We start from the raw sequence: 26,711 nt of genomic DNA, 5'->3' as shown, positions 1-26,711 counted from the left end.
ACGCTCGCCGGCGCGCTCGTCTTCGCGGCGCTGCTGCGCCTCGCCCTCCGGCGCGGCGCGCTCCGCCGCCCGATCCTGCTCGGCTGGATGGTGGCTGGCGCCCTGCCGGCGCTCTACGTGGGCCTCGTCTGGTGCGGCCTGATCCCGGACGCCTATCTCCGGCTGGCGCGGCCCTGGGGCGCGCTGCTCGCGCTGGGCGCCACGTCGTTCATCGCGCTCCGGTACCTCGCGCTCGCGCTCGCCTCGGCGCACGCCCGCCGGCAGGGGGCGTGGCGCTCGCGGCTCGGCGACCTCCTCGCCCCCTTCGCTGCGTTCGCCGCGGCGATGGCCGTGGCCGGGCCAGAGCTTGGCCGGCCACTCGACCGGCTCACCGTCCTTGTCGCAATCGATCGCAGCCGCTCGATCGACCTCGTACCGAGCGCCGACCGGCGCGTCGCGCAGGAGCTCTCCGTCGCCGAGCTCGGCATGCGCGAGGACGATCGGATCGCCACCATCGCGTTCGCCGCGGGCGCGGCGACCGAGGATCCGCCGCGCCCGCGCTCGCAGCTCGCGGCCCCGCAGCGGGTCGCGCTCGGTCGGGACGGGACGGACCTCGCCGCCGGCATCCGGCGCGCGCTCGCCGAGGTGCCGCCGGACTCCGCGGCGCGCGTCGTGCTGCTCAGCGACGGCGTCGCGACCCGCGGCGACACGATGGCCGCGGCCGCCGCCGCCGTCGCCGCCGGCCTCCCTGTCGACGTGATCCCGCTGGAGCAGCGGCTCGTCCCCGACGTCCGCGTGGTCGCCCTCCGCGCGCCCGCGCGGGCCGACGAGGGGGAGGCGCTCGATCTGCGGCTCGTCACCTCGTCGCCGTCGCCGGCCGAGGTCGAGATCCGCCTCCGCCGCGACGGCGAGCTCATCGCCCGCACCGAGGCCTCGATCGCCGCGGGGGAAGACGTGCTGCGCATCCGGGAGAAGGCGCCGGGGCCCGGGCTGCACCGCTACGACGTCGAGATCACCGCGAAGGATCCGAGGCTCGACGAGGCCGCCGAGGACAACGCGGCGAGCGCGTTCCTGCGCGTCCGCGGGGCCGCGGCGGCCCTCGTGCTGGAGGGCGACGCCGGGCAGGGCGCGTTCATCGCGCGGGCGCTCGCGGACGGCGCGTTCCGCGTGGACGAGGGCGGCCTGAGCCGCGTCCCCGCCGATCTCGGCGAGCTCGCCGGCTACGACGTCGTGGTGCTCAGCGACATCCGCGCGTCGGATCTCTCGCCGGGCCAGATCGACGCGCTCGCCAGCTACGTCCGCGATCTCGGCGGCGGGCTCATCCTGATGGGCGGCGATCGGAGCATGGGGCCGGGCGGCTACGCGCGGACGCCGCTCGAGGAGATCTCGCCCGTCGCGTTCGACCTGAAGCAGGAGCGGCGGCGGGCGAGCCTGGCCGAGGTGATCGGCATCGACATCTCCGGGTCGATGGCGGCGACCGCCGGCGCCCACACGAAGCTCGAGCTCGCCAACGAGGCCGCGGCCCGGTCGGCCTCGCTGCTCGGCCCGGGAGATCGGCTCGGCGTCGCGCACGTCGACACGGCGGTGCGGTGGAGCGTGCCGCTCGGGCCGGTCGCGGACGGCGCCGCGATCGAGAAGGCGATCCGCGCCGTGGGCCCGGGCGGCGGCGGCATCTACGTCGACATCACCCTCGAGGCGGCCTACCAGGCGCTCGACCGGGACACCTCGAGCCTGAAGCACGTGCTGCTCTTCGCCGACGGGTCGGACGCGGAGAACATGGGGCCGTGCCGCGCGATGGTGGAGGCGGCGATGCGCCGCGGGACGACGACGAGCGTCGTGGCGCTGGGCCAGGGCAGCGACGTGCCGGAGCTCGAGGCGCTGTCGCGCCTCGGCGGCGGCCGTTTCTACCTCGTCGAGGACGCCACGCGGCTACCCGCGGTGTTCACGCAGGAGACCATCATGGCGGCGAAGAGCGCGATCGTGGAGGAGCCTTTCCACGTCGCGCTGGGCGCGCCGTCGTCGATCACCGCCGGCGTACCGTTCGGCGAGGCGCCCCCGCTCGGGGGCTACGTGGTGACGGTCGCCAAGAGCCGGTCCACGGTGCTGCTGTCCGGGCCGGAGGGCGATCCGGTGCTCGCCGTGTGGTCGGCGGGGCTCGGCCGGGCCGCCGCGTTCACGAGCGATCTCAAGGGCCGCTGGGGCGCCGCGTGGACGCGCTGGCCCGGCGCGGCGCGGATGATCGCGCAGGCCGCGCGCGACGTGACGCGCAAGGAGGAGGATCCGCGCGTGCGCCTGGAGGCGGACGCGTCGGGCGGCGAGCTGTCGGTGCGGGCGAGCGTGATCGGCGACGACGGGCGTGCGCAGTCGTTCCGCCGGCTGGTCGTGCACGTCGCGGGGCCCGACGGCTTCTCGCGCGAGCTCCCGCTCGAGGCGACGGGCGCGGGGGCGTACACCGCGAAGCTGCCGCTGTCGCGGCCGGGGACCTACGTGGCGGTGGCCCGCGACGAGCTCACGGGGGAGGCGGTCGGGACGACGGGGGCGGCGATGACCGCCGGCGAGGAGCTGCGCCCGACGGGCAGCGATCTGTCGCTGCTCGGGCGGATCGCGGAGTTCACCGGGGGCAAGCGGCGCGACACGCTCGCGGGCATCTTCGAGGATCGGGCGTCGAAGCGCTTCGCGTACCGGGACGCGACGCCGAGCCTGGTGTTCTTCGCCGCGCTCGCGCTGCTCCTCGCGGTGGCGGCGCGGCGGCTCGCGCTGCCGGAAGCTGCGGCGGCGTGGATCGCGCGGGCGGGAGAGCGGCTGCGCGCGGCGCGGTGGGGAGCCGCCGCGCAGCCGGCCGGCGCGGGTGCGACCGTGGGGGCGCTGCTGTCAGCGCGGGAGCGGGGGCGCGCGCAGCGCGAGGGCGCGGAGGCGGGGCCGGCGCCGCGCGATGACGGGCGCGGCGACGGCGCGCAGGCGGGGACGAGGCCAGGGAGGACAGCGCCGCCGGCGGGGGCGCCGGGACCTCAACCTGGGTCGGCGGCGTCGTGGCCTCAACCTGGTTCGTGGCCTCGACCTGGGCCGACGGTGGGGCCCCAACCTGGGTCGGCGGCGGGCCCTCAACCCGCGCCCCCGGGGGGCGGACACGCAACGGGCGCGGGCGGCGCGGCGCCGGAGGGACGGCCGCTCACGGCGGCGGAGAAGATCTTGGCGCGACGTCGTGGGCGGAGGTGACGCGACGGAGCGCGGCCGTGCTCCGCGGCGCCATACAGCACCTCGACACGGCGAACCTCTGGTTCGGCGAGGGCAAGCGCACCGGCGCCTATCAGGTGCGGCCCATCGCCCAGGTAATCAAGGCGAGCCGGCCCTGGCGCGCGCGCCCAGGTCGTCCCGCGCAAGTCCTCGTATCGTTCGGAGAAGTCGGGAGGATCAGGACGGTTCAGAGAGTGGGCGGCCTGCTGGTCGTCGAGACGGGCCCATCCGGGCTCGAGCGCGCATCCTCGATCGTCGAGACGGGCCCGTCCGCGCGAGCCCTCCAGAGGCAGACGCCCGGGAGGCTGTACTCCGCTGGAGCCATAACTGCCTCGGCTCGCGCCTGCCCGCCCGACGACATGCCGGTCTGCCGCGGCGCGAAGCGCCGCCGACAGCAGCGGCTTGTTGAGCCGTATGCGTACCGCACGGCGTCCTGAGTACCCTGCGGGTTCATAAGATAGGCTCTCTCCAGTTCTCGAGCACGAGCGGGTACCCCGCATCTTGGATCTTCGAGCGCGATCCCTGGCGGACGGAGCGCCGTCGTACCGAGTGGCGTCGTCATGAGGCCCCGCGTACCCCGGCCGTGGAAGCGGGCCCCGATCGAGAGCTAGGCAGGCGCCGGTGGATTGCGCTCCCGCTGCGCACATGTCCACGGCTCTCGTTCGTCGGGCCTGGGAGGCCGCGGTCACGCAGGCCCACCCGTGCAGCATGACGCCCGGCGGCCCAACGACTGCCGTTCAGCGGCGCATCGCCCTGCTGAGCGGAGCGAAGTTGGGCGGGGCACCCGATGCAACGGCTTGTTCGGCGCGCTCGTCATCATCGCGCTTGCTTCGCACACGATTTCGAGCACATCGGTCCTCCAGCCCAATGTCAAGCCCCGACGCAACAGGAAGCTCGATCGCGCGAGGCCTGGCGCGCTCGGAGGCGCTGGCGACCTTCTTTGCACGGTTCCTCTCGCGGGCTCGATGTCGCCGCTCGCGGTTCTTTTGCTTCCTCGACCGCCGCGGCAATCTCTCGACCCCCGGCTCGCCTGCGTTCGGCGTTCCGTTGCTCTTCTCGGCGATGGCGCTCCCCGCCTCCCGTCCACATTTCTCGGCGACAGTGCGCTTCTCGCTTCTCTGCGCCACGGCGCGCGCCGCCCGCGCCAACTTATCGCACCGCGCATTCAGGTACGCCCGCACCGTGTTCGTACGCTGGTGCCCCTTCACCCAGCGAAGGTCCAGTTCGATCCCGTGCTCGTTCGAGAACGTCCGGATCCTCTCGCGCAGCCTTGCAACCGCTGGAGCGTTCCGCTGGGTGCGTGGTTTAAGCGAATCATCGCTCAGAAAGCCAACAGCCGCCTGGCTGTCTGTGTACACGACGAGCCCGCGCACAGCCTCGCCCCACACCTTCCGCGCCAGGTAGACCCCGGCGAAGATCGCCGCCAGCTCTGCCTCGTTGGCGCTGCTGACATACGGTGGGCAGGCCCCGTGCCGCACGATCCTCCCGCGAGTCGACCTCAGCCAGACGCCCCAGCCGGCCGCGATTGGGGTGAAGGACGCGTCCGTGTAGCAGGTGACCCAGAAGCGCGATGCCCCAGCCCTTTCTTTCTGGCTGTTCATCCCAGTGGTGCCCCCCAGGAAAGCCCTCTTGCCCCCGGCCCGCGCGGCGCTGCATGCGCCTCCGCTGGGCCGCGAGGCGGTGCGGTCGGCAACCGCAGAGTAGGTAATCCTCGGCAACTCATCCTGACGGCCGCGCAACGAAGGCGCCGAACGCCTCGCCAATCCGCTGCGGGGCGGGCTGCCGCGCGAAGCGCGGTTGCCCGAACCGGCAGCCGCATTGGCGAGGCGTTCGGCGCCCGGTCAGGAAGAACGAATCACGCGACCACCACCGCGGCTTGCGTTCTCCCGTTGTCATCTCGAAGGGCTGCGCGTCTTTCGTCGGCGCGCGGGCTGCCGCCCCGATGCCGCCCCGAGGCGCTTCTGAATCGCCGCTTGCGTTTGGCGGGGCAGCGTCGCGAGGTACTCCTCCGACAACGCACGAAGCATCGCGTCCGGCAACGCGAGCACCGCCTGCGCCTCGGTGAGCCCGGCGAGGCGCTGCTCGGGGGCGAGCCCCGCGAGGCGCTGCTCGGGCGCGTACGCCTGCAGCACCTGCTCCGGGGCGAGCCCCGCGAGGCGCTGCTCGGGCGCGTACGCCTGCAGCACCTGCTCCGGGGCGAGCCCCGCGAGGCGCTGCTCGGGCGGCAGCCGCGCAACGATGCGTGCCAGCGCCTGCTCGAAGCTCTCGACGACCCGCTTTTCGTCCTTCATGTGCCGCTTCCTCTGCCCCGGGAGGGGGTGTCGAACTTGCTCGACATGCTCCAGGAGCGCCCAGAACACCGCGACCTCCGCCGGGGAGAGCGCCGGGATGCCGCCGGGGTCGGCGACCATCCCAGGGGTCACAGTGTACAGCAGATGCTCGCCCTCGCGAGCGTTGGCGGGCACCGTCTCCACCACCCGCAGCGGGAAGACACCGAGCCGCCCCTCGTGCGTGCCCGGCCCGGTCGGTGTGAGCGCGCAGCCGAGCGACATCAGCGCCTCGGTGAAGCGCGGGGTCAGGCGGGGCGCGAGCACGCGGAGGGCGACCGCGGCGGGAGCTTCGATCTCGGCGACCACGAGGTACTGGAGCGCGTACGCGAGGAGCATGCGCGCGTCGTCGCGCTCGAGCTCGTCGGTCGGCCCCTTGAAGTGCACGAGCGTGTGCTCGGCCAGCTCGCCCACCACGCTCGTGAGCAGGCGCGGCCTGGGTGGGGCTCCGCGACGGCTGCGACGGAGGATGACGATGTCGACGCGGAGGGGCTCGCGGGCGAGCTGGAACTCCGAGATGCACTGGTACCAGCCCTCGGGGAGCACGTGCTCCAGGAGCGCGACGAGCACCGGGTGCCAGGCGGTGTAGACGCGAACACGCCGCTGTCGCTGCGAGGATCGAACCTCGCGCGTCGTCGCCGTGCGGTTGCCCTGCGCCATCAGGAGCAGCGCAACCACGACCGTCGCCGGCCGGCGACTTCGTGGCGTGGCGCGGTGACATCGGCGACGACGCGCTTTGCCCCGCAGCGTTCCCGCCCCGCATCAGGTGTTGGGCGACAACAACCGTCGGCTACGCGCTCTGGCGCCGAACGATCTGGGCTTGTGCTGCGGGGCGCCGTGCCGACGCGAGGAGGCTCGGCGTAGCGTCAGCACCAAGCCCTTGTTGGGCAGCAACAGCTCGGCTCGATCGCTGCGTCACGAGAGCGCCTTTCGGATGGCGTCCATCTGCCCCTGGTTGTAGAGCGCTCGAAGAGTCCGCTTTTTGTAGGCGTTGGGGTGTGGCAACCAGATCACCAGCCTGCGTCGTCCGCACCATTCTTTGGGGGTGACTGCCGGCGCTCGCGCTACGCGGAGCGCGTTCGCCGCCGTGTCGCCCAGTACCACGACTACGTCGGCGCGGGAGAGCCTCAGAATCGGCTCGAAGTGCCGCGTGATGCACTCTGTGGCGGCGTCGGGAACGCCGTACTCGCTATTCGATTTGCAGTGGACGACTTCGGTCAACGCGAAGGAGCGCCCCGGCACGATGGTGGGGGGCGCGACGCCGTAGCATTCGGCAGCCCTGTTGCGAATCTGCGACCAGAACTGCACTCGCTTGCCGCTGGTGCCGTCGCGGAGCAGATTCTTCGGAAATGCCGATGGAAACCCCTGGACGTAGTAGTCGATCACCTTCGCACCAGGCGCCGTGGCCGTAGGACAGTCGTCTGCGGGATTCAGCGCGGGGTTCGATGATACGAATAGCACCCGGGCACTCTCGATGTCCCCTCTCCACGGCTCCGGAACTTGGAAGTCGGCAGAGGGGACGCCGCCTTGCGCAGACACGATCTTCGCGCACGTTGGGGCCGGAGCGCTCGGTGGATTGCCGACAGGACACCGAGCGACTTGCAGGAGAACCAGGTTTCTGCTGCTCATGATTTTTCGACGCCGCCTCGGCTTGGGCCCAGTTCAACTACGTTACGCTGCCCAACGACTTGGGGCTGTGCCGCGGCTGGGTGCGCTACGCGCACCCAGCCGTCGGTCACCAGCCCCTTGTTGGGCGGCACAGATCGAGCTCACGTTCGTCGCTGCCGTTCTGGGATCCCATCCTCTATGACTCTACGCGATGCTCATCGCGCGCAGGAGCTCACGCTGGGTGGCGTTCAGCCGAATACCCGGACGACATCGGCGGAGTTGAGCCTCGGCTCGGCCTGCACCGCGTCGGTCGCCCGCCCGCGATCGAGAAGCAACGCGGCCGCGACCATCGCCGAGCGGCCGTGGCCGGAAGCGCAGTGGAGCAAGATGCCGTCCTCGCCGCGCGAGCAGGATCCTCGAATAACATCAGATCGACATTCCTGCGCGGTGATTTAGGACTTCTTATGAGTGGCTCGCATCTTTTGCAGCGTCCGGGCAGTGCGCCGCATGAGAGGCCTCGAGGCGTCGGGCTTCAGGGCTTCGTCGATGGTGGAAACGAGCTCCGCTGGCCAAGGATCGAGCCGGTCAAGCGCGTTCGCCGCGGCCACGGCGACGCCGTACTCAGGGTGGTGCTCGTCGCCCCACCCATGGCCCATGCGAGCAGCCTCGGAGGTGTCCGTCCTATCGTTCAGGAGCTCGAGGAGGGCCTCCCATGCAGCGCGCGCCGGTCTACCCGAGAGCGCGTTCGCGGCTTGGATACGTACGCTCGCCACCGGGTCAAGCGCCGCCTGGACGAGGGCAGCCGTCGCGGATTCATCCGCGTGCGCTTCAAGCAAGGAGATCGCGTGTTTCCGGACGCGGGCCCGGCGGTGCTGGATGCCATGGGAGAGCAGCCGAACGGCATCGCTCTGTGGGAGGACAGCCGCGGCGTCGAGCGCGGCGGTGCCCCGACTGACGACCGCGTCCGGCGCGAGCCACTGCGTGATCCTGCTGTCCACCGAGTGCCCTGCCGCCGCGAGCGCGCGCAGGGCCGGGCCAGCCGCATCCGCGGGTGAGTCGCAGATCCTCTCAAGGAGCGTGGCGGCCGCAGGCGAGAGATCGCGTGGCCTCGCCGCTCCCAGCGCGTCGAGGGCGTCGCGCGCGTCCACTTCCAGGTAGCCGCAGATTTGCCGGGCGAGCTCGCTGGTCGCCTCCGACGTCGAGACATCGAACGCCACGATGATCTGCTCCTCCGGGGTCAATCGCTGGGCAGCAGGGAGTACGACCTCGCGCCAGCGGCGCTCCTGGTCATCCGAAGGGGCAGCGTCGTCTACCCCGAGCCCGTCACGGACGATCCTTCCCCAAGTGTGCGGCGGAAGGGACGGGAGCGCCGCAAGCGCGACGTCAAGGAGGCGAGCCTGTTGCAAGACCGCTTTCACGATCTCGGCCTTGCCGTCGGCAGGGCAGGCGGCGATCACGTCCGCCACGACCTGCGCGGCACACACCTTGTCTGACTTGATGCGTTCGGCGAAGCGCTCGAACACGAGAGGCTCGGTCTGTCTCGCCGCCCAGTCGTGTGCTCCGCGGCGCGCGTGCTCGTCTAGGAGCGCGTCGATGAGGGCATGGGCTGGTTTGATGCGGCGATACCACTCGTCCGCCAAGTAGTCGTCCTCCGCGTACGAGTCCTCGTCGGACGGCTCCGTGGTCCGCGCCCACTCTTCCGCCTCCTGGTGCAGAGTGATCGCCTGGGCAAAGAGCGCACCGAGGTCGGCGGTTCTCGATCGCACCGCGCCCTCCGCAATCACATCGGAGATGAAGTCGCCCTCGATGTCCTCCACCAGCCGATCGAACTCGTGGGAGACATCGGCGAGCTGATACAGGAAGGTGACCAGGGCTCTCTCGGAAGAAGTGACGAGGAAGCTTGGCATGGTGGGAAAGCCCTGGCGCATCCATTCGCGGACGATCGCCTCCGTCGCCGGCTCTCCCTTGACCGCCCGCCATGTCTCCGCGTCCCAGGGCGGCGCCCTCCAGGTGTGCCCCCAGCCGGAGCTCTCGCTGTCGTCGGAGAACGTGAGCGCCATGACCAGCGCGTCCACGGGGTGCCCGACGTCGCCGTGGGTGCCGAGCAGCGTGAATGCGGACACGAAGATGTCCGATCCCATCACGCCGTCCGAGCCCGCCCTCAGCAGGGATCGGGCAACGTCCCGGATCTTGCGGGTGAACGTGTTCTTGAGCAGCTCTCGACCGTCGAGCGCCCGCCACATCGACGAGACGGCGGAGAGATCCCCGCGTCCGAGGAGCGCGTCGAGGAGGCGCTCGGCGACACGGCGGACGAGTTGGCGGCGCGACTTCAGGGCCTGAAAGCAGCCCTCGAGGTAGACGGGGTGCATCTCCGAGCGGTCGCCGCGGATGCGCAGCCAGCCGTGCGCGCGAAGCTTGGTGGAGGCTCCCGTGACCTCGGCTCCGAGGTCGGAGAGATCCTCCTCGAGGCAATCGAGGTGGCCCTTGAGGTCTCCCGCCTGCTGGCCCCACGTCTCCAGGGCGAGCCAGACGGCGGTGAGACCCATGAGCACCTCATTCGACTCGGCCTCGAAGGTCTTTATCAGATCCTGACCGAGCTCCGCGTTGGATGCGGCGCGAATGATCTCGGCGATCCTCTCCTCGGTCCTCGATTCGGCGTCGACCTCCCGGGCGAGATCGATGAGCCGTTGATAGGACAGCGGACGGGTGAGCTGGCGCGCGATATCCAGCGCGTGCTCCTGGAGCCAGCCCCGCGTCGAGCCGTCGATCGACTTGTCGTGATCCAGGTGCGCCCGGAGCAGCGCCGCGGGGTCGAAGTCCTTCTCGCGGAGCACGACGGCGTGCTTACGCAGCCACAAACCACTCTTTTTGTCCTCGAGCGGCGGCTTGGCGAAGCTCGTCCTGGAGGTGACGATCACGCGCAGATCGGGGTGGACAGCGCCCAAGAGCGCGTCGAGCTCCCGGAGCCAGTCGTTCGAGCGCGGATCCTGCTGGTATCTGCCGAAGGGATCGGAGACGAAGAGGAGGTGTGGCTCGGTCCTGCTCCGATACTCGCGCAGGGTGGTCGGGGAATGGTTCTGGTCGAGCCTGATGACAGCGAAGGACTCCGCGCGGGACCTGTGCTCGAGCACGAGCCGCTCCGCCGCCCTCGTCTTGCCGACTCCCGGCGCGCCGAGGAGGAAGATGGCGTGGCTCTTCTCCAGGTGCCGCCGGACCTCGTCGAAGCTCTTCGGCTCCACGAAGGGCTCGCTCTCGGTGGGCAGGGCGTGTGCCGCCACCATGGAGCGGAGCTCGGCGGCCGTGATTTGCGCCTCCTTGCGATCGAGCATGGCCCGGCGCACCCGGCCCAAGATCGCCTCCAGACAAGCCTCGCGCGCCGCGTGAGGGACGTGGAGGCACCTCTGGAGGATCTCCTTCGCTTCCGTCTGGATGAGCTTCAGCGGGTGCTGTTGCAGAACCCCGACGCGCCCCACCACCCCTTCGCTCGCGTGCTTCAAACTTCGCGGCATGTCCTCCGGGTTCAGCGCCCGTGGCGCGAACCAGGGCTCCTGTACGCGCAGCGAGGAGAGTCCCTTCCCCAGGACACCGTCCGTCAGGAAGAGGAAGCGAGCCTCCACGTCGCTCTCCAGGAGCGCGAGCGGACGAATACGGCCGGTGAGAGGTGAGTTCGGCGCGCTCTCCTCGTCTTCGGAGGAGCTGGCGTCCTCGCCCGAGAGGATGGCGTTGAGCTCACTCTTGCCCCAGTCACCGGCGCTGCGGCCCTTGATCTGCACAATGTAGCGGGACGCCCCGCCTTCGGTGTGGAGCGCCGTCGACCTGTCGCCGAGATCGAGTGTCGGCTCATCAGCGCGCAGGAGCTCGAGATCCTCGCCGGACAGGGGCTCGACTTCGATGACGGCGCCGAGCTGATGATCGATGAGCCACGAGAGGAGCAGCCACGCGGTCGCGTGGATCTGGTACTCGAAGCCGCGGTATGCGATCCGACCCGGGTCCACCATGGGCGCGAAGGTACCACAACGCGCTCCTTCCAGCTTCTGTGGCGCGCGCCCGTCGCGCAGGAACGTCTGCGCCTGCCCTCCGGCTGCCGAGGTACCAGGTAGGCGCTCAGCATCTCCAGGTACGCGGCGGCGGCCTGTGGATCGCCGCCCTCCAGGGGATCGCCCGCTCCGCGGGAGTCGAGTTTCGCCCTCTCTCGCTCATGAGCGCACGCTACCACGACTCGCCAGCCGGAAGTAGGTGTCAACCGACTGTAGGACGAGGCTCGCGTGCCGCCCGCCCAACGACCGGGCTTCTGCCGCGGCGCGAAGCGCCGCCGGCAGCAAGCCCTCGTTAGACCGGAAGTCGAGTGGGGCAGATGCGAGGCCCGCCAATGACGTCTATCTGTCGCAGCAAACACACGAAATCGACGAGACAGTAGCCGGGCTTGACTGGCGTCACTCGTTTCTATCAGATGAATTTACGCTCGTCGTGACCTCGGGATAGCGGGTCCGGAGCTCATTCACGTAGGCTTTCCACGCCGCCCACAGTCGTTCGACGGCAGTTTCGAGCAATTTAAGCTGACGGTCGTATTTGGCATCGTAATCTTCAACGAAGCCCCTGGCGGCCTTGGTCGAAATTACGTAATGATGCGAGTTCCCGTCGGGTACACGCTGAGTTCCTGATACGCTCAGGTAGTTCTCCATCGCGCTAACGACAGCGTCGTGCAGTCCAGCGAGCTTCTCATCTTTGAAATGGTTCTCCGGCTTCTCGGCGAGACGAATGTACGTCCCCATGACCGTCAGCGTCTCGCGCCTCTCGTACTGGGGCGACGTGCATTGCGCCTCGTACCAGTTGCGCAACCACTCAGAGTCAAGACTCTTCCATAGCGACTGGCTGGCGTGAAGATCGACGTCGGACCGATGGACGCCGAGCTTCGGCTCCTTGAGGGCAGCTTTGAGCGCTGCGACGAAATCTGCCGTGAGTTCTGCTTGGATCGCTTCACGATCGGTGGTGCCGTGGGCCAAGTTGTATTTGATGGGCCAACGACGATGGTTAAGATCGAAGGGGAGTGGTGTCCCTTCGGGAATACCACTGGTGTTCATGACGCCGATCAGGCGCCCTTCTCCGAGCACAGCAAAGGCATATCCAAGCTCAAAGAGCACGTTTGGATTTGGGGCAGCCTTGGGCGTCAATGTGACGAAGGTCGCATCCCACACGAACACGTCAGCACTCCGGATCTTTGCCAGTATTGTCTCGGCAATCGCTGGGCTGCCGCCAACACCTCGCGTATCACGATCAACGGTGATGATGATTGCGTGGTCTTTGGCCACGCTCTTGCATGCCTTGCTCAGGCACTTTTCGATAAACGTCCGGTTGGCGTCCGCGGGAGAATCGGACTGCCACGACCAAAACACCACGATTTCGGCTTCATTATTCGGCACGTGTCACCATCCACACAGAGGTTGCTACGAAGTAGCGCTACGTCGGTGTCAAAGTCAATCGGCAAGAATGTGGGTAAGGGAAGAAGGCCGGCTTGGGGAGGCGGTAGCCTGGGATCATGCCCTGCGAGATTGGGTCTCGGTCTAACGTCGCAATCATCTGTGCCGCGCGACACATCTTCGCGTTTTTGCATGTAGGCTGCGAACCCTGGTGCCCGATCACCGCGTTCTCGCGGATGAGTCGTGGCACCCCGCAGCATATCTAGATATTCCCGCGGATAGGTCGCGATCTTCCGCGGGCTATCTGCGCATCTCCGGAGATAGGCCGCCGCAGCACAACTACGTATCGCCGTTGAGGCGCTTCGGACGGCGACGGTGTGCCGCGAAGCAAGATGCGTGCCTGTGATTGATTGCCTCGGGCGACTGATGTGCATCCCAAATATCCGCTGGCCGCCACAACTCGCGCCCGCCCTGCGCCGATAAGGGTCAATGCGGGTCCGACGAACCGGCCCCGACCACTCGGAACCATCCACATGACCCTCATCGAAGCCGTACGCGCCACCATACGACGCCTGCATTGCTCTCCGCGTACCGAAGAGGCGTATGTCCACTGGATCCGGCAATTCATCCGCTTCCATCACGGCAAGCACCCACGGCAGATGGGCGCGGAAGAGGTCACGGCCTTCCTCAACGATCTTGCGGTCGCGCGCCGCACCGCGGCGTCCACGCAGAACCAAGCGCTGTGCGCGCTCCTCTTCCTTTACAGACGGGTCCTCGACCTGCAGATACCCCGGCTCGAAGCGCTCGAGCGTGCCCGCCGGCCGGAGCACCTCCCCACGGTCCTCTCGCGACAGGACGCGCTCACCTTGCTCGAGCACCTGATCCCACCTTTTCGACTCATCGGCGAGCTCCTCTACGGAAGCGGCCTCCGCCTCCTCGAAGCGCTTTCGATTCGCGTCAAAGACGTCGACCTCGATCGACGGCAAATCATGGTGCGCCGCGGGAAAGGACAGCACGACCGGCCGGCCTTGCTCCCCGCTCGGGCGCGCGACGAGCTGCAGGCCCAGCTCGACGCCGTGGCGCAACGGCACAAGAAGGAGCTCGCGGTTGGCCGCGGCGAGGTCGACCTGCCCCACGCGCTGCGAGCGAAGATGCCAGGAGCAGCCACGAGCCTCGCCTGGCAGTACCTCTTCCCCGCCTCTCGCCCTTGCACCGATCCTGCGACGGGTCGACAGGTCCTCTACCACCTGCACGAATCGGCGGTGCAAAGGGCCGTGCACGATGCCGGACGGGCGGCGGGGCTCACCAAGCGCGCGACATGCCACAGCTTCGCGACCCACCCGCTCGAGGCGGGCACCGACATCCGGACGATCCAAACATTGCTCGGCCACAAAGATGGGCGAACCACGATGATCGACGTCCACATCGTCGACCGCGGCCCTCTCGGCGTCATCAGCCCCCTTGACCGCTGACCGCCACGTCAGCGGGGAGCGCCTTGAGCTCCGACCCCACCCCGTCGTCCCGGCCCCACCCATCGTGAAAGGTAGCGTACCTGACGGCTGCGCCGCCTTGTCAAGGACACCAACGCGTGCTCGTGCGGGCTCCACACCGGACGACTCGAGCTCGACCGCGGCGTCCACGCCGCGCGCTCGCGATGGGCATCCCCCTCGCCGATCCCGTCATCGTCACGCCCACCGGGGCAGCTCCGTCCCGAAGCAGGCGGACGGCCCAGGATCTGGGCGCCGGCGTGCCATAGGCGATGCCGCGCGCCACGCACGTGACGTGGGCGCCGCCTCGTTCCGCAGCGGCCTCGAAGCGCTTGCCCAACGTTCGGGATCACTACGCGCGGGGTCGCGCCTTGCGTGGCCGGCCCCGCTTGACCGGCGGAAGCTCCCGCTGGCGGAACAGCACCCCAGGCCGGACGCCCAGCACGTCGGCCAGCCTCACAAGGACGGCCACCCCGACATTCGTCTGGGCGTGCTCGACCTTCTGCAGGAAGCGGAGGGCTATCTCGGCCGCGTCCGCGAGCTCTTGCTGCGTCATGCCGCGCTTCTCGCGGATGCGGCGGACGTTGGCCCCAATGGAGCGAAGCACCTCGTCCAGCCGCGCATCAGGCATGGCGAAGGAGTCGGCTCTCGTCCGATCTGGAATAGCGCCCCATATGGCACATTTGGATTGCTGGGTCCCTCGGCAGCACGTAGGCTCCCCACAAGCAAGTGCTGCCCGCGACGGCGCCAACCGTCCGGGCAGCGTGGCCGAACCCCGCAGCAACGAGGTCCGACATGGAAACGGTACGTCCACGCCCCGAACAGGGCCAAGAGATCGATCCGCCCTCACGCCGCCGCCTGCGCTCCACGGCGCACGGCCGGCTCGCTCGCCCGCCCAAGCCCCATCGAGAATCGCCGCACCCCGCCGTCTACCTCGACCCCACCGCGCTCCTCGAACAGCGCCCGCTCATCCGCAGCGCGCTGCGCGCCCGCGGCGTCCGCGCCGCGGATCTCGACGACGTCACGCAGGAGACCGTGCTCGGCGCCTTTTGCAGCATGCGCGCCGGGCGCTTCCGGCCGTCCCCCGATCAGCCGCCGGGCGACGCGTTGCGCGCCTGGCTGGTCGCGGTCGCCCTGCGGCAGGCGTCGCACCACCGCGACAAGGCGTACCGCCGGCACGAGGTGCCCGCGGTCGATCCCGATCGGCTCGCTCCCCTCGCAGCTCCCTCTCCGGAGGCGCGCATCGTCGCGCGCGGGCTGCTCCGCGCCTTCCACCGTCTCCGCGCGGAGCTCCGCGAGGTCTTGGCGCTCACCGCCGCCGGCCTGACGACCCGCGAGATCGCGGTGACGCTCGCGATCCCGAGGCCGACGGTGGCCACGCGGCTCCGCCTCGCTCGCCGCCTCTTCGCCCGCTCGCTCACCCGCGCTCGGAGGTGGCCCCGATGAGCGGCGCACCCGTCGACGCCCCCGCCGAGACGGCGGCCGAGATCCCGACCGCGACCGAGGCCGGCCTGCTCGAGATGGTGCTCGGCATCCCGGCCGTAGGGGCGCGCATCCTTGGCGCGGCCGCCCTGCCGTCCCTCGGTCGCCTCTCTCCGGCGGCCATCGCCGAGCGAACCCAGATCGCGCTGCTCGACGCGACGCGGCTCGCAGCGGCCTTCGAGCTCGGCCGCCGCGCCCACGCCGCGCGGGCTCGCCGAGGCGCGCGCCTCACCGACGCCGCGCGCGTGGCGCGGTACTTCGGGCCGAGGCTCGCGCACCTCGTCCACGAGGAGCTGTGGATCGCGGCGCTCGACAGCCACGGCCGCGTGCGCGAGACGCGCATGCTCGCCCGCGGCGTCGACGACGCCCTCCACGCAGGCCGCTCGACCATCCTGCGCACGGCGCTGGACATGGCGGCCGTCGGCTTCGTCCTGGCCCACAACCATCCGAGCGGCGATCCGACGCCGACCGCGGAGGACCACGCGATGACCGAGGAGCTGCGCGATCTCTCCTACGCGCTGAACGTCCCGCTCCAGGCCCACGTCATCGTCACGCCCAGCGGGCGCTACGCCGCCGTCCTGGAGTAGCCGTCCGCTACCGTACCGCGCGGGGAGCGCACCAAGCCGGGACCCAAGGAGCGACGCCGGAGGGACCGCCGCTCACCGCCGTGGAGAAGATCCTGGCGCGCCGCCGCGATCGTCTGTGACACGGCGACTCGGCTGTCGCGAAATGGATGCGGCATCAACGATTCGTCCTTGCGGCATCACCCGGGCGGCGCTTGCCGCGCTCACGCAGCGAGGACGTCGGAATACCGATAGGGGCCGTCCGAGGAGAACGCGAGCAGGATCCGCTCCGCCGGGATGCCGCCGCGGACCAGCGCCGGCGCCATTCCGCGCTCGGTGCCGTCCGCCTGAATCCAGATCTCGTCGCCGATCCGATCGATGTGGACGAGGCAGCCATGGACGCGGCGGCGCTTCTCGCGGCCGACGATCACGAGCAGGTAGTGGTCCGACTCCCGATCGAACACCGTTTGTGTCGCCACGTCCCCGTGGGCGTACGGGATGGCGGCATACTCGGAGAGCGCCTTCTCGATCACTTCGCGGTCGGCGGTTCGGGTGTCCATCGTTCAATGACCTCCGTCTCGGCGTTGAACACGAGCAGCTTCATCCTCCTGTTGTCGAGGAGGATCTCCCCCAGGGCGTCCTCGAAGATGTCGCCGTATGCCGTGTCGCTCACGGCGAGGTAGAGCTCGCGATCGGGCTCCACGCGCTCGAGGATGTCATGGTACAGCGTGAACTGTCCGAGGGCTTTCTCGAGCGCGTCGATCGGCGACGGGCCGGTGAAGCTCTTGACCTCGACCGCGATGCGTGTTCGCCCCTTCTCCGCCCCGAGGAAGCGCTCCGCGCCGAGGTCGACGTAAACGTCCTTTCTCCGCCAGCGCAGGCGGAGCGGATCATGCGTGATCGTCCAGCCGTCGCTGGCCAGCGCCTTGCGGACGTGCTCATGCAGGTGATCGCGGGCCGGCATCTCGCGCCGGAGGCTACCATGAGCCCGCGCCGCCGGCCCTGTCCGGCCTGTGTCCGCGAGCGTCCGATCCCGGCGACAGGGCGCGGTGCCAGCCTCGTCGCCCTCGACGGTAGGAAATGTCGCCCCCGGTGCGGTACCAGCGGCTCCTGGACGCCTGCTGGCACCGGCCGGTACGGCTCCCCGGACCTGACGACGAGGCGAGACCGGGCGCCCAGCGCGGGGCTAAGCGATCGCTCCCCCGGCCTGCACCTGCGCGCCCGGGTGCCCCGGCGGGAGCCCGATGCGCTGCCGCACCTGCGCGATGCCGACGCCGACGCCCCCTGCTGCGAGCGCGAGGGGCCAGGGCTTCCCGGTCGTCTGCCGGATGAAGGCGCGCACCCGCCCGACGTCCTCGAGGACCGCCGTCAGCCGCGCCGGATCGTTGAAGTTGTTCACGAAGGCATTGGCGAGCGCCTGCTGCCCGCTCGTGTTGTCCGCCCGCCCGTCGCTGCCGTATTGCGCCATGAGGAGGTGGGCCATCGCGGGCGACACCCCGGCGAGCAGGATGTTGTTGAACCGGTCAGTGGGCCCGCCGTGCCGCGCATAGAAGCGATCGAACGTGCGCGTCATCCAGTCGGCGTCGAACGGGCGCTCGCCGTGCTGCACGATGCACTCGACCAGGTTGCGCGCCATCTTGTTGCCGTTGTTGGCGCCCTGGCCGCCGATCGGATCGATCGACATCGCCGTGTCGCCCAGCGCCGTCACGATCCGGCCCGAGGGCAGCCGTCCGACGGGCTTGCGCACCGCGGGGACGACCCGCCCGTTCTGCCATCCGTGTTTGTCCGACAGCTCGGCTCCCTTGAACCACTCGTAGTCCCAGGGGATGAGCTCCTTCACCAGCCCCTTCGCGATCGCGATGATCTCCTCGCCTGACTTCGCGCCCTGGAACCTGTCCAGCGGCCCTCCGGGCACCGCCTCGACGAGGCAGTTCCAGCTCGGTCCCACGTCCTTGTGGTGGTAGGGCACCCAGAACGCCTCCCCGATGCCCGCGAACAGGTTGAACTTGACCGGGAGCATCGGGATGCCGTCGAACCCGAGCTTCGGGCCGGTCACGCACATCATGACGACGTTGCGCTGCGCCTCCGAGTGGACGCTGCGCGCGGCGTCTCGCTCGAACAGGTTGCACAGATCCCCCCGTCCAGCGGCGACGACGGTGAGATCGTTCTCGGCGGCGATCGCGTCGAGCCGCGGGATCGTGACGGGCTCGATCGTGATCTTGCCGCCCCGCCGCTCGAGCTCGAGCATCCACCGGTGGCTCTGGAGCCGGAGATCGATCGCGAAGAAGTGCTGCTCCAGGCGGCCCGCCAGCGTCAGGAGGCGGTTGCCCGGCGCGGCGCACGCGGTCAGCTGGGCCCCGTGGCCCCGGGGCGCAGCGTCCTCCCAGAAGGCCAGGCCGAGCTCGCGCTCGAACGCCAGCGCCACGTCGAACCGCGCCGCGGTGCCGGTCGGCTTCGACTCGTTGAGCCACTGCTCGGGCGTGCGATCCGAGTAGAGCGTCACCTCGTAGCCGGCCTTCACCAGGGCGTGCGCCGCGAGCAGGCCGGCCTGTCCAGACCCCACGATAGCTATCTTCCGCATGAGGAACCCCCCGGGTTGGGTTGGTCAGCGCTCGCCTCACGGGCGACGCGCGCCGAGCCATCCGAGTCGGTTCGCCGTCAGGACCACAGCAGGCGTCGCGAGCAAGGAAAGCCCAGTCAAGAGAGACCGTATCACCCAATCCAGCCCCGCAGGAAGCGGCCCGCGACGTGCGTTCGTGTGTTCCCTCGCCTCGCTTCGATCCCCGTCGCCGCCTTCCCTCCGGTCACGCTTGCCATCGGAGAGAGCCCTCGGGGGGAGGGGGCGTCGCGCGGGGGGGTGAGGGGGAGGGCCCCACGAACCCGAGCGCCGGCCCGCATCGCAGCGACGCCTCACGGACTCGCCAGCTCCGTTCAGCAGGCCATTGCCACCAAAAGGCGCGAGTTCGTGGGAGGGCCCCCCTCACCCCCCCGCGCGACGCCCCCTCCCCCCGAGGGCTCCCCTGCAGTCAGTCCATGGCACGTACCGCCACCGAGGCCGCCCGCCGGTTGCGAGGCGCAGCCGCTTGGAGTAGCGTCCGCGCCGCCGCGGGGCCGAGCGATCCAGTTCGCCCAGCTCCAGCGGACGAGCCGGGCGTCTGGTGCGCGCCCCGGCTCGCGCGGCTCCCTCCGCGCACAGGAGACGAGAATGGCCCGAGGCTCGACAACGACGCGCAGCGAATCGGACGCTGCCGAATCGCTCATCGGACGGGGCGCCCGCATCCGCGGGCGCGTCCATGGCGACGGCTCGCTCCGGGTCGAGGGGAGCGTCGAGGGGAACATCCAGCTGGCTGGCGACCTCGAGATCGAGGACGGAGCGACGGTCACCGGGGACGTCGAGGCGAGCTCGCTCGTCGTGTCCGGCCAGCTCACGGGGGACGTGGTCTCGCGCGGCCCCGTCACGATCCGGGCGACCGCGCAGTACGCCGGAAACGTGGGCGGCAGCGAGGTGATCCTCGAGGAAGGCGCGGCGTTCGCCGGCCGCATCGAGGCGGAGTTCGACCTCCCGGCCGAGCTCTCGGAGCGGACGACCGGCGGTCGCGGACAGGCCCCCCGGCGCGAACCGGCAGGGCGATAGCGCGCGTTGACGGACGAAGAATCGCGCCGCGAGGGCGCGGCGAGGAGCACGAACGTGGCGGGTACGATCATCGGAAACGGGCTCACGATCGAGGGCGAGATCACCTCCGACGAGGAGGTGATCGTCGCCGGGACGGTGCGCGGGAAGCTCACCGTCGAGGGGCCTCTCACCATCGACGCAGGGGCGCTGATCGAAGCGGACATCGGGGCGGCGTCGCTCCAGGTGGGCGGCAACGTCACCGGCAACGTCACGGCGGCCGATCGCGTCGATCTCCTCGCCGGCGGTCGCCTCGTCGGCGACGTGAAGGCGTCGCGGCTGACCATCGCGGACGGAGCCTCGTTCAAGGGCAACGTCGACATGGACGTGTAGCCGATGACCGCCCAGTCCTCGATCGGGCCGACGACGGCCATCCGCGGCAACGTGCAGGGCGACGGGGATCTCGAGATCCTCGGCCGCGTCGAGGGGAGCGTCGTCATGACCGGCGACGTGACCATCGGCGAGGGCGCGCTCATCCAGAGCGACGTCCGCGGGCGGCGCGTCGTCGTCCGCGGCGCCGTCGCCGGGAACATCTCCGGCGACGAGGCCGTGATCCTCGAGCCCGGCGCGCGCGTGGTCGGCGACCTCGGCGCGCCGCAGATCGGCATCCACGCGGGCGCCCTGGTGCGCGGCAACGTCACCACCGGCGCGCCGCTCGCCGCGGCGGCCGCCCCCGCCCCGGCGCGGGCCGCCGCCGCTGCACCTGCGCCGCGCGCCGCGGCCGCAGCCGCGCGGCCGGCGCGCGCGCCTGCGCCGCCCGCCCGGCCTGCGCCGCGCGCCGCGCCTGCCCCCGCGCGCCCCGCGCCGGCGGCGCGCCCCGCCCCGGTCGTCGAGGCGAGGCCCGCGCCCGCCCCTGCCCTCGCGGCCGTTCACGACGACGAGGAGGCCGATCTATCGGCCTCGGCCGCCGGCGAGGGTGACGAGCCCGAGGCGTCCGAGGGCGCCGGCGGGCCGCCGCCGCCCGTGGTCCCCGCGCTCCGGAAGGGGGCCGCGAAGGCCTCGCTGCGCAAGCGGGGCGGCCGGTGAGCGCCGCCGGCGCCTCGGAGCGGGACCGGCTCGTCGCGCTGCTGCGCGAGCGCTCGTTCGAGCAGAAGCGCGTCCTCCTCGCGTCCGGCCGGGAGAGCGACTTCTTCATCGACTGCAAGCAGTCCGTGCTGACCGCCGAGGGCCACGCCCTCGTCGGCTCGCTCATGTTCGAGGCGCTCGGCGCGCTCCCGCGGTGCGAGGCCGTCGCCGGCGTCGAGCTCGGGGGCTGCCCCCTCGCGAGCGCTGTGTCGCTCACGAGCTTCCTGCGCGGCCGCCCCCTCCCCGCGCTCTACGTGCGCAAGGAGGTCAAGGACCACGGTTCGCGGCGCCTCGTCGAGGGCGATCGCGACCTCGTGCCCGGGATGCCCGTCGCGATCCTCGAGGACGTGATCACGACGGGCGGCTCGACGCTGAAGGCGGTCGAGAAGCTCCGCACCGCGGGCGCCTCCGTGGTCGGCGTGATCGCCCTGGTCGACCGCCTCGAGGGCGGCGCGGAGGCGATCCGCGCCGCGGGGCTGCCGGTCGTCGCGATCTGCACCCGCCACGACTTCATCCCCGACAACCCGCCCGGCTGAGGCTGCGCGACACGCGGCCCGGCCGAGGCGACGGCGCGCTGCCCGCCGCCTCGGCTGCGCGCTACTCCGCCGCCTTCGCCTGCTGCTCGCCGAGGAGCGGGTAGCCGAGCGCCTCGCGCTGCGCGACGTACGTCTCGGCGACCGCGCGCGCGAGCGCGCGGACACGGCCGATGAAACGCTGCCGCTCGGTGACGCTGATCGCGCCCCGCGCGTCGAGGACGTTGAAGCGGTGGGCCGCCTTCACGACGAAATCGTAGGCCGGGAGCACCAGCGCCTTCCTCGGATCGATCGCCGCCCCCTTCGCCGCCGGATCCGCGCCCCGGTTCAGGAGCCGCTTCACCTCGGCCTCGCAGACGTCGAACGCCGCGAAGTGCTCGGCGATGTCGGCCTCCTCGAAGTTGTAGGTCGACCACTCCCACTCGGCGCGCTGGTAGATGTCCCCGTAGCGCACGATCTTCCCGCCGCGGTCCGAGTAGACGACGTCGTAGATGCTGTCCTTGTCCTGCAGGTACATCGCGATCCGCTCGAGCCCGTAGGTGAGCTCGCCGGACACGGGGCGGCAGTCGATCCCGCCGATCTGCTGGAAGTAGGTGAACTGCGAGATCTCGAGCCCGTCGATCCACACCTGCCAGCCGAGCCCCCACGCCCCGAGCGTCGGCGACTCCCAGTCGTCCTCGAGGAACCGGACGTCGTGATCGAGCGGGTTCGTGCCGATCGCCCGCAGCGACTCCAGGTAGAGGTCCTGGATGTCGATCGGGCTCGGCTTGAGGATCACCTGGAACTGGTGAAACTGCTGCATACGGTTCGGGTTCTCCCCGTAACGACCGTCCGCGGGCCGCCGGGAAGGCTCGACGAAGGCCACATTCCAGGGCTCGGGGCCGAGCGCGCGCAGGAACGTCGCCGGGTTGAAGGTGCCGGCGCCGACCTCCGAGTTGTACGGCTGCACGATGAGGCAGCCGCGATCGGCCCAGAACTTCTGCAGGGTGAGAATGAGGTCTTGGAAGGTCATGGGAGGGCCGGTTCTTAGCCTGGATCGCCCGCGCAGGCGACGCCCCGCGTAGCGTCGCCCGCACGGTCCGCCCGGCGCGCTGCCTCCGGGCCCGCGCGCCGCGCTTCTGACGCCGCACGCCGCACCGACGCCCCGCCGCCATCCACCGCCGCCCGCGACCAACCCCGTCGAGGACGGCCCGCCTCGATCCGCCCAAGCCCCAGGGAGGTCCGCAGACTGCTTGCGGTCGACCGGCGAGCGGCGTAGGTTCCCGCGCAAATCTATGGGAGCCCATGGTTCCTCGACGGCGCGCCGGAAGAGCCCCACACGGCAGGCCCCCGGCGGGCCCGACGCGCAGCGGGTCATGGATGCGATCCGCGCGATCGTACAGCGCCTGCGCGTCTCGTCGCGCGCGTGCGAGCGGCAGCTCGGCCTGAGCAGCGCGCAGCTGTTCGTGCTGCAGCAGCTCGATCAGGCCGCCGCGTCCTCGATCGCCGAGCTCGCGCAGCGCACGCTGACGCACCAGAGCTCGGTGTCGGTCGTCGTGACGCGCCTGGCCGAGCGAGGGATGGTCACCCGGCGCGCCTCGCCCGAGGACGCGCGCCGGACCGAGATCTCGCTCACCGCGGCCGGCCGCGCGCTGCTCCGCCGCGCGCCCCGCACCGCGCAGGCCGAGCTCGTCACCGCCGTCGACCGCCTGCCCGCCGACGAGCGCAGCGCGCTCGCGCAGAGCCTCGCCACCCTCGCCCGGGCGCTCGGCGCCGGCGACGAGGCCCCCCCGCTGTTCTTCGAGGGCGAGGAGACCCCCGCCGGAGCCGGACCCGAAGCGACAGACCGCGAGGAGAGCTGAATTGTCCAGATCGAACGCCCCACCCCCAACAGTCACCGAGAGCATCCCGGTCGCCCCCTCGATGGGCCCGACCCTCGAGGACCTCCGCGTCCCCGCGCCCAGCGCCGCCGTTGACCGGCGGGTCGTCCTCGTCAGCGGCCTCGCGATCGCGCTCGGCGGCGTGGCCTTCGTCGCGGCGGAGCTGCTCACCACGCTCATCGCCGTCATCACGAACCTCGCGTTCTTCGGCCGGCTGTCCGCCGCCCCCGCGTCGCCCGCCGAGCACCACCTGGGCCTCTTCGTGCTCGTGGTGCCGATCCTCGGCGCGCTCGTGGTCGGCGTGATGGCGCGCTACGGCTCGCAGGCGATCCGCGGCCACGGCATCCCGGAGGCGATGGAGCAGGTGCTGTTCAACCAGAGCCGCATCCCGCCGCGGATGACGCTGCTCAAGCCGCTCTCCGCGGCGATCGCCATCGGCACCGGCGGTCCGTTCGGCGCCGAGGGCCCCATCATCGCCACCGGCGGCGCGCTCGGCTCGCTGCTCGGGCAGCTGCTCCGGATCACCGCGGACGAGCGCAAGACGCTGCTCGCCGCGGGCGCGGCGGCGGGCATGTCGGCGACCTTCGGCAGCCCGGTGGCGGCCGTGCTGCTCGCGATCGAGCTCCTCCTCTTCGAGTACCGCCCGCGCTCGGTGATCCCCGTCGCCCTCGCCGCGACCGCGGCGACGGCGGCGCGCCTCTGCGCTGGCCACACCGCGCCCGCGTTCGAGATGGCGTCCGTGGCGCCCTCGACAGGCCCCGCGCTCGCCTTCTACATCGTGCTCGGCGCGCTCCTCGGCCTCGCGGCGATGGGCGCCACCCGCGCGATCTACGCGATCGAGGAGGCGTTCGAGCGGCTGCCGCTCCACTGGATGTGGTGGCCGGCGATCGGCGCCGTCGCGATCGGCGTCGTGGGTTACTTCGCGCCGCGGACGCTGGGGGTCGGGTACACCAACATCGACGACATCCTGAGCGGTCGCCTGGCGCTCGCCGCGCTCGTGTCGCTCTCGCTGATGAAGTTCGTCTCCTGGTCGATCGCGCTCGGCAGCGGCACCTCGGGCGGGACGCTCGCGCCGCTCTTCACCGTCGGCGGCGGTCTCGGCGCGATCCTCGGCCTGGCCGCGACCGCGCTCCTCCCCGGGCTCGGCGTGGACCCTCGCGTCGCCGGGCTCGTCGGGATGGCGGCGATCTTCGCGGGCGCGTCCCGGGCGCTCCTCGCGTCCGTCGTCTTCGCCTTCGAGACGACGCGGCAGCCGATGGGGCTGCTGCCGCTGCTCGGCGGCTGCAGCGCGGCCTTCCTCGTCTCCAGCCTGCTGATGCGGCACTCCATCATGACGGAGAAGATCGCCCGCCGCGGCGCGCGCGTGCCGGGCGAGTACGCGGCCGATCACCTGGCGCAGATCACCGCCGGCGAGGCCGCGTCGCGCCCCGTCGTGACGCTCGCCGCGGACGATACGGTCGAGGCGGCCCGCGCCTTCCTGCTGTCGCAGGCGGCGGGCTCTCGCCATCAGGGCTTCCCGGTCGTGGACGATCGGGGGGAGCTCGTCGGCGTGGTCACCCAGCGCGATGTGCTCACCGAGCAGGCCGGTACCGTCTCGATCCGCCACCTGGTCCGGCGGCCGCCCGCCGTGGTGTTCGAGGACAGCTCCTTGCGCGAAGCCGCCGATCACATGGTCACCGAGGGGGTGGGGAGGCTCCCTGTCGTGTCCAGGCAGGCCCCCCGCAAGGTCCTCGGGATCCTGACGCGCAGCGACCTGCTCGACGCGCATCGGAGCCGGATCGACGCCGGCAAGCGCCGCGAGCAAGCCCTCGCCGCCACGAGGCGGCGCGGAGGTCCGGCCATCCCGGACCGGGCCACCGTGGGGCAGGGCTAGTCCACGAAGTAATCGCGATCGCCCGCCAGACCCTGCTCGAGCGCGGCCATTCCCTTCGCGACGTCGAGCTTCACGCCCTCTCGCTGGAAGCTCATGCCCATCGCGTAGAGCGTCTTGAAGAGGTTGTGCGAGCGGCACTGCTCGCCCATCTGGCCCACACGCACGATGTTGAGGCCGAAGGCGCCCGAGATCTCGACGCGGAACGCCTTGGTCATGTACTCGCGGATCCGCGCGCTATCGACGCCGGACGGCAGCTTGATGGCGAGCACGCTGTTGAGGCGCACGTCCTTCGACGCGAACAGCTCGAGCCCCATGGCCTCGAGGCCCGCCTGCATGGCCAGAGAGCTCATCTCGTGGCGACGGAACCGCCGCTCGAGCGTCTCCTCGCAGACGAGGCGCAGCGCCTCGTGCAGCGCGAGCACGCCGGGCACCGGCGCCGTGTAGTGGTACTGCTGGTAGCCCCAGAACCGCTGCGCGCGCGTCGCGTCGTAGCACCAGTGCGGGCGCGGCAGGGGGCGCTCCTCGACGACCTTCCACGCGTCCTGCGAGAACGCGCAGGCCGAGACGCCCGGGATCGACGACAGCGCCTTCTGCCCGCCGACGATGCCGACGTCGATGCCCCACTCGTCCATGTGCACCGGCATGGCCGTGAGCGTGACCACCGCGTCGACGATGGTGAGAGCGCCCTGCGTCTTCGCGAGCTTGCAGATCTCCGGCATCTCGACCATGCGGACGCCGCAGGACGTCTCGCCGTGCGCCATCGTGACCACGTCGTAGCGCTGCTTCTTCATCGCCTCACGCACGTCCGCGAGCGACACGGGCCGCCCGGGCGGCCCCTCGAGGAACGTGACATCGGCGCCCACGCCGAGCGCCATCTCGCCGAGGCGCCCGCTGAACGTCCCCACCTTCAGGCAAAGGACCTTGCGCCCGGGCCAGCACAGGTTCGCCACGGCCATCTCCATCGCCGCGGACGCGGGCCCGGCGATGCCGAGGATCTTGTCGCTGCGCGTCTGGAACGCATAGGCCGCCATGTACTTCACGTTCTGGATGACGCGGTCCATGGTGGGGCCAAGGTGATTGATGATGACCCCGTTCGCCTGGGCCACCGCCTGCGGGATGGGCACCGGCCCGGCGCCCATGAGCAGCAGCGGCTCGGACGGCAGGATCGCGGCGAGGGGCGTGATCGGCGGGGGCAGGATCGAGAACGACATGGCCAGGACCTTGGGCAAAAGCGCGGAGCCCGCTAGCAAGCCCAAAGCGTCCTGCGGCGTCAAGCGTTACCCGGCGAGCGGGCGCGGCGCCGGCGGAAATGCGGCGCCGGCGCCGGAGTCCGCGCCGCAGGCCGCCACAGGCCGACGAAGGCCCTGCTCGTCGTACGACCCTGGGGGATGGGCCGTGCGACGAGCAGGGCCCCTCCGGCCTGCCGAGCGGGAGGGAGGGCGCCGCGCCGCCTGAGCCGACATCGCGCTCACGGACAGCGGCGCCTCCTCCGCGCCTCCTGCTCTCGGCCCGAGGTGCTCCCGGACGTTACAGATCGGGGCGGCAGATCGAGAGCTCCTTCATGCAGCGCCGTGGGCCGGTAGGGGGCGTGGCGCCTCGAGAGAGGATCGCTCC

22 protein-coding genes are annotated in these 26,711 nt (G+C 70.9%); 10 read left to right on the top strand and 12 right to left on the bottom strand.

Annotated features, from left to right (window positions below):
• Positions 1–87 precede the first annotated feature (87 nt).
• Positions 88–3,195: a VWA domain-containing protein gene (locus WME95_RS02535; protein ID WP_437906834.1), complete on the top strand. Its 3,108-nt coding sequence runs from the start codon at positions 88–90 to the stop codon at positions 3,193–3,195.
• Positions 3,196–3,950: 755 nt separating this feature from the next.
• Here the strand turns inward: WME95_RS02535 and WME95_RS02530 are convergent.
• The 6 genes from WME95_RS02530 to WME95_RS02505 all read right to left on the bottom strand — a co-directional run bounded on the left by WME95_RS02530 (position 3,951) and on the right by WME95_RS02505 (position 12,568).
• Positions 3,951–4,814: a ribonuclease H family protein gene (locus tag WME95_RS02530; RefSeq protein ID WP_437906833.1), complete on the bottom strand. Its 864-nt coding sequence runs from the start codon at positions 4,812–4,814 to the stop codon at positions 3,951–3,953.
• A gap of 291 nt (positions 4,815–5,105) precedes the next feature.
• On the bottom strand, positions 5,106–6,218 hold the full coding sequence (locus WME95_RS02525; protein WP_437906832.1) for a hypothetical protein: 1,113 nt from the start codon (positions 6,216–6,218) through the stop codon (positions 5,106–5,108).
• A 237-nt stretch (positions 6,219–6,455) separates the two neighbouring features.
• Positions 6,456–6,926 (bottom strand): hypothetical protein, encoded by a 471-nt coding sequence (locus WME95_RS02520; RefSeq protein ID WP_437769506.1) that lies wholly within the window; start codon positions 6,924–6,926, stop codon positions 6,456–6,458.
• Positions 6,927–7,396: 470 nt separating this feature from the next.
• A complete protein-coding gene (locus WME95_RS02515) occupies positions 7,397–7,534 on the bottom strand; it encodes a hypothetical protein (RefSeq protein ID WP_434042998.1) in 138 nt (45 codons plus the stop codon).
• 66 nt (positions 7,535–7,600) lie between these two features.
• Positions 7,601–11,146, bottom strand: coding sequence for a hypothetical protein (locus tag WME95_RS02510; RefSeq protein WP_437906831.1), 3,546 nt, complete (start codon positions 11,144–11,146; stop codon positions 7,601–7,603).
• 435 nt (positions 11,147–11,581) lie between these two features.
• On the bottom strand, positions 11,582–12,568 hold the full coding sequence (locus WME95_RS02505) for a hypothetical protein (protein WP_437906830.1): 987 nt from the start codon (positions 12,566–12,568) through the stop codon (positions 11,582–11,584).
• Between the two features lie 530 nt (positions 12,569–13,098).
• On the opposite strand from WME95_RS02505, the gene WME95_RS02500 reads away from it, so the two are divergent.
• Positions 13,099–14,037 carry an integron integrase gene (locus WME95_RS02500; protein WP_437906829.1) on the top strand — a complete coding sequence of 313 codons (939 nt, stop codon included), beginning with the start codon at positions 13,099–13,101 and terminating at the stop codon, positions 14,035–14,037.
• Positions 14,038–14,404: 367 nt separating this feature from the next.
• Here the strand turns inward: WME95_RS02500 and WME95_RS02495 are convergent, their stop codons facing one another.
• Positions 14,405–14,683 carry a helix-turn-helix domain-containing protein gene (locus WME95_RS02495; protein ID WP_437586511.1) on the bottom strand — a complete coding sequence of 93 codons (279 nt, stop codon included), beginning with the start codon at positions 14,681–14,683 and terminating at the stop codon, positions 14,405–14,407.
• Positions 14,684–14,847: 164 nt separating this feature from the next.
• Between WME95_RS02495 and WME95_RS02490 the strand changes: the two genes are divergently transcribed.
• On the top strand, positions 14,848–15,498 hold the full coding sequence (locus tag WME95_RS02490; RefSeq protein WP_437906828.1) for a sigma-70 family RNA polymerase sigma factor: 651 nt from the start codon (positions 14,848–14,850) through the stop codon (positions 15,496–15,498).
• Positions 15,495–16,121: a JAB domain-containing protein gene (locus WME95_RS02485; RefSeq protein ID WP_437906827.1), complete on the top strand. Its 627-nt coding sequence runs from the start codon at positions 15,495–15,497 to the stop codon at positions 16,119–16,121. Before WME95_RS02490 ends, WME95_RS02485 begins: the two co-directional genes overlap by 4 nt.
• A gap of 200 nt (positions 16,122–16,321) precedes the next feature.
• Here WME95_RS02485 and WME95_RS02480 read toward each other — a convergent pair whose 3' ends face one another.
• From WME95_RS02480 to WME95_RS02470, 3 genes are all read right to left on the bottom strand, one after another.
• Entirely contained in the window at positions 16,322–16,657 is a 336-nt protein-coding gene (locus WME95_RS02480; protein ID WP_437906826.1) for a XisI protein, read from the bottom strand.
• A complete protein-coding gene (locus WME95_RS02475) occupies positions 16,627–17,061 on the bottom strand; it encodes a XisH family protein (RefSeq protein WP_437906825.1) in 435 nt (144 codons plus the stop codon). The genes WME95_RS02480 and WME95_RS02475 overlap by 31 nt, the downstream gene beginning before the upstream one ends.
• A 222-nt stretch (positions 17,062–17,283) precedes the next feature.
• Positions 17,284–18,678, bottom strand: coding sequence for a styrene monooxygenase/indole monooxygenase family protein (locus WME95_RS02470; protein ID WP_437906824.1), 1,395 nt, complete (start codon positions 18,676–18,678; stop codon positions 17,284–17,286).
• Between the two features lie 624 nt (positions 18,679–19,302).
• Here WME95_RS02470 and WME95_RS02465 point away from each other — a divergent pair.
• The 4 genes from WME95_RS02465 to pyrE are packed head-to-tail and all read left to right on the top strand — an operon-like array spanning position 19,303 to position 21,368.
• A complete protein-coding gene (locus WME95_RS02465) occupies positions 19,303–19,731 on the top strand; it encodes a bactofilin family protein (protein ID WP_012233084.1) in 429 nt (142 codons plus the stop codon).
• Positions 19,732–19,785: 54 nt separating this feature from the next.
• A complete protein-coding gene (locus tag WME95_RS02460) occupies positions 19,786–20,100 on the top strand; it encodes a bactofilin family protein (RefSeq protein ID WP_012233083.1) in 315 nt (104 codons plus the stop codon).
• A gap of 3 nt (positions 20,101–20,103) precedes the next feature.
• Positions 20,104–20,793 (top strand): bactofilin family protein, encoded by a 690-nt coding sequence (locus WME95_RS02455; RefSeq protein ID WP_437906823.1) that lies wholly within the window; start codon positions 20,104–20,106, stop codon positions 20,791–20,793.
• A complete protein-coding gene (gene pyrE / locus WME95_RS02450) occupies positions 20,790–21,368 on the top strand; it encodes an orotate phosphoribosyltransferase (protein ID WP_437549167.1) in 579 nt (192 codons plus the stop codon). The genes WME95_RS02455 and pyrE overlap by 4 nt, the downstream gene beginning before the upstream one ends.
• Before the next feature lie 61 nt (positions 21,369–21,429).
• On the opposite strand, the gene glyQ is transcribed toward pyrE, so the two are convergent.
• On the bottom strand, positions 21,430–22,377 hold the full coding sequence (glyQ, locus tag WME95_RS02445) for a glycine--tRNA ligase subunit alpha (protein ID WP_437906822.1): 948 nt from the start codon (positions 22,375–22,377) through the stop codon (positions 21,430–21,432).
• Between the two features lie 262 nt (positions 22,378–22,639).
• Between glyQ and WME95_RS02440 the strand changes: the two genes are divergently transcribed.
• Together WME95_RS02440 and WME95_RS02435 are read left to right on the top strand one after the other, a co-directional pair.
• A complete protein-coding gene (locus tag WME95_RS02440; protein ID WP_437906821.1) occupies positions 22,640–23,206 on the top strand; it encodes a MarR family winged helix-turn-helix transcriptional regulator in 567 nt (188 codons plus the stop codon).
• Positions 23,207–23,267: 61 nt separating this feature from the next.
• A complete protein-coding gene (locus WME95_RS02435; protein WP_437910942.1) occupies positions 23,268–25,097 on the top strand; it encodes a chloride channel protein in 1,830 nt (609 codons plus the stop codon).
• On the opposite strand, the gene WME95_RS02430 is transcribed toward WME95_RS02435, so the two are convergent.
• Positions 25,094–26,308: a pyridoxal-phosphate-dependent aminotransferase family protein gene (locus WME95_RS02430; protein ID WP_012233077.1), complete on the bottom strand. Its 1,215-nt coding sequence runs from the start codon at positions 26,306–26,308 to the stop codon at positions 25,094–25,096. The genes WME95_RS02435 and WME95_RS02430 overlap by 4 nt on opposite strands.
• Positions 26,309–26,711 lie beyond the last annotated feature (403 nt).

Origin of the sequence: Sorangium sp. So ce327, assembly GCF_051530205.1 — a bacterium.
In the GTDB taxonomy this organism is placed as follows: Bacteria; Myxococcota_A; Polyangia; order Polyangiales; family Polyangiaceae; genus Sorangium; species Sorangium cellulosum_B.
The sequence above is the reverse complement of the archived record's forward strand: the minus strand, read 5'-3'. Positions and strand labels throughout refer to the sequence as shown.

Excerpts from the sequence above, each read along its gene's own strand:
- WME95_RS02535 (WP_437906834.1), top strand. The coding sequence starts at position 88 with ATGGTGGCTGGCGCCCTGCCGGCGCTCTACGTGGGCCTCGTCTGGTGC.
- WME95_RS02530 (WP_437906833.1), bottom strand. The coding sequence starts at position 4,814 with ATGAACAGCCAGAAAGAAAGGGCTGGGGCATCGCGCTTCTGGGTCACC.
- WME95_RS02510 (WP_437906831.1), bottom strand. The coding sequence starts at position 11,146 with ATGGTGGACCCGGGTCGGATCGCATACCGCGGCTTCGAGTACCAGATC.
- WME95_RS02500 (WP_437906829.1), top strand. The coding sequence starts at position 13,099 with ATGACCCTCATCGAAGCCGTACGCGCCACCATACGACGCCTGCATTGC.
- WME95_RS02495 (WP_437586511.1), bottom strand. The coding sequence starts at position 14,683 with ATGCCTGATGCGCGGCTGGACGAGGTGCTTCGCTCCATTGGGGCCAAC.
- WME95_RS02490 (WP_437906828.1), top strand. The coding sequence starts at position 14,848 with ATGGAAACGGTACGTCCACGCCCCGAACAGGGCCAAGAGATCGATCCG.
- WME95_RS02485 (WP_437906827.1), top strand. The coding sequence starts at position 15,495 with ATGAGCGGCGCACCCGTCGACGCCCCCGCCGAGACGGCGGCCGAGATC.
- WME95_RS02480 (WP_437906826.1), bottom strand. The coding sequence starts at position 16,657 with ATGGACACCCGAACCGCCGACCGCGAAGTGATCGAGAAGGCGCTCTCC.
- WME95_RS02475 (WP_437906825.1), bottom strand. The coding sequence starts at position 17,061 with ATGCCGGCCCGCGATCACCTGCATGAGCACGTCCGCAAGGCGCTGGCC.
- WME95_RS02470 (WP_437906824.1), bottom strand. The coding sequence starts at position 18,678 with ATGCGGAAGATAGCTATCGTGGGGTCTGGACAGGCCGGCCTGCTCGCG.
- WME95_RS02465 (WP_012233084.1), top strand. The coding sequence starts at position 19,303 with ATGGCCCGAGGCTCGACAACGACGCGCAGCGAATCGGACGCTGCCGAA.
- WME95_RS02455 (WP_437906823.1), top strand. The coding sequence starts at position 20,104 with ATGACCGCCCAGTCCTCGATCGGGCCGACGACGGCCATCCGCGGCAAC.
- glyQ (WP_437906822.1), bottom strand. The coding sequence starts at position 22,377 with ATGACCTTCCAAGACCTCATTCTCACCCTGCAGAAGTTCTGGGCCGAT.
- WME95_RS02440 (WP_437906821.1), top strand. The coding sequence starts at position 22,640 with ATGGGAGCCCATGGTTCCTCGACGGCGCGCCGGAAGAGCCCCACACGG.
- WME95_RS02435 (WP_437910942.1), top strand. The coding sequence starts at position 23,268 with ATGGGCCCGACCCTCGAGGACCTCCGCGTCCCCGCGCCCAGCGCCGCC.
- WME95_RS02430 (WP_012233077.1), bottom strand. The coding sequence starts at position 26,308 with ATGTCGTTCTCGATCCTGCCCCCGCCGATCACGCCCCTCGCCGCGATC.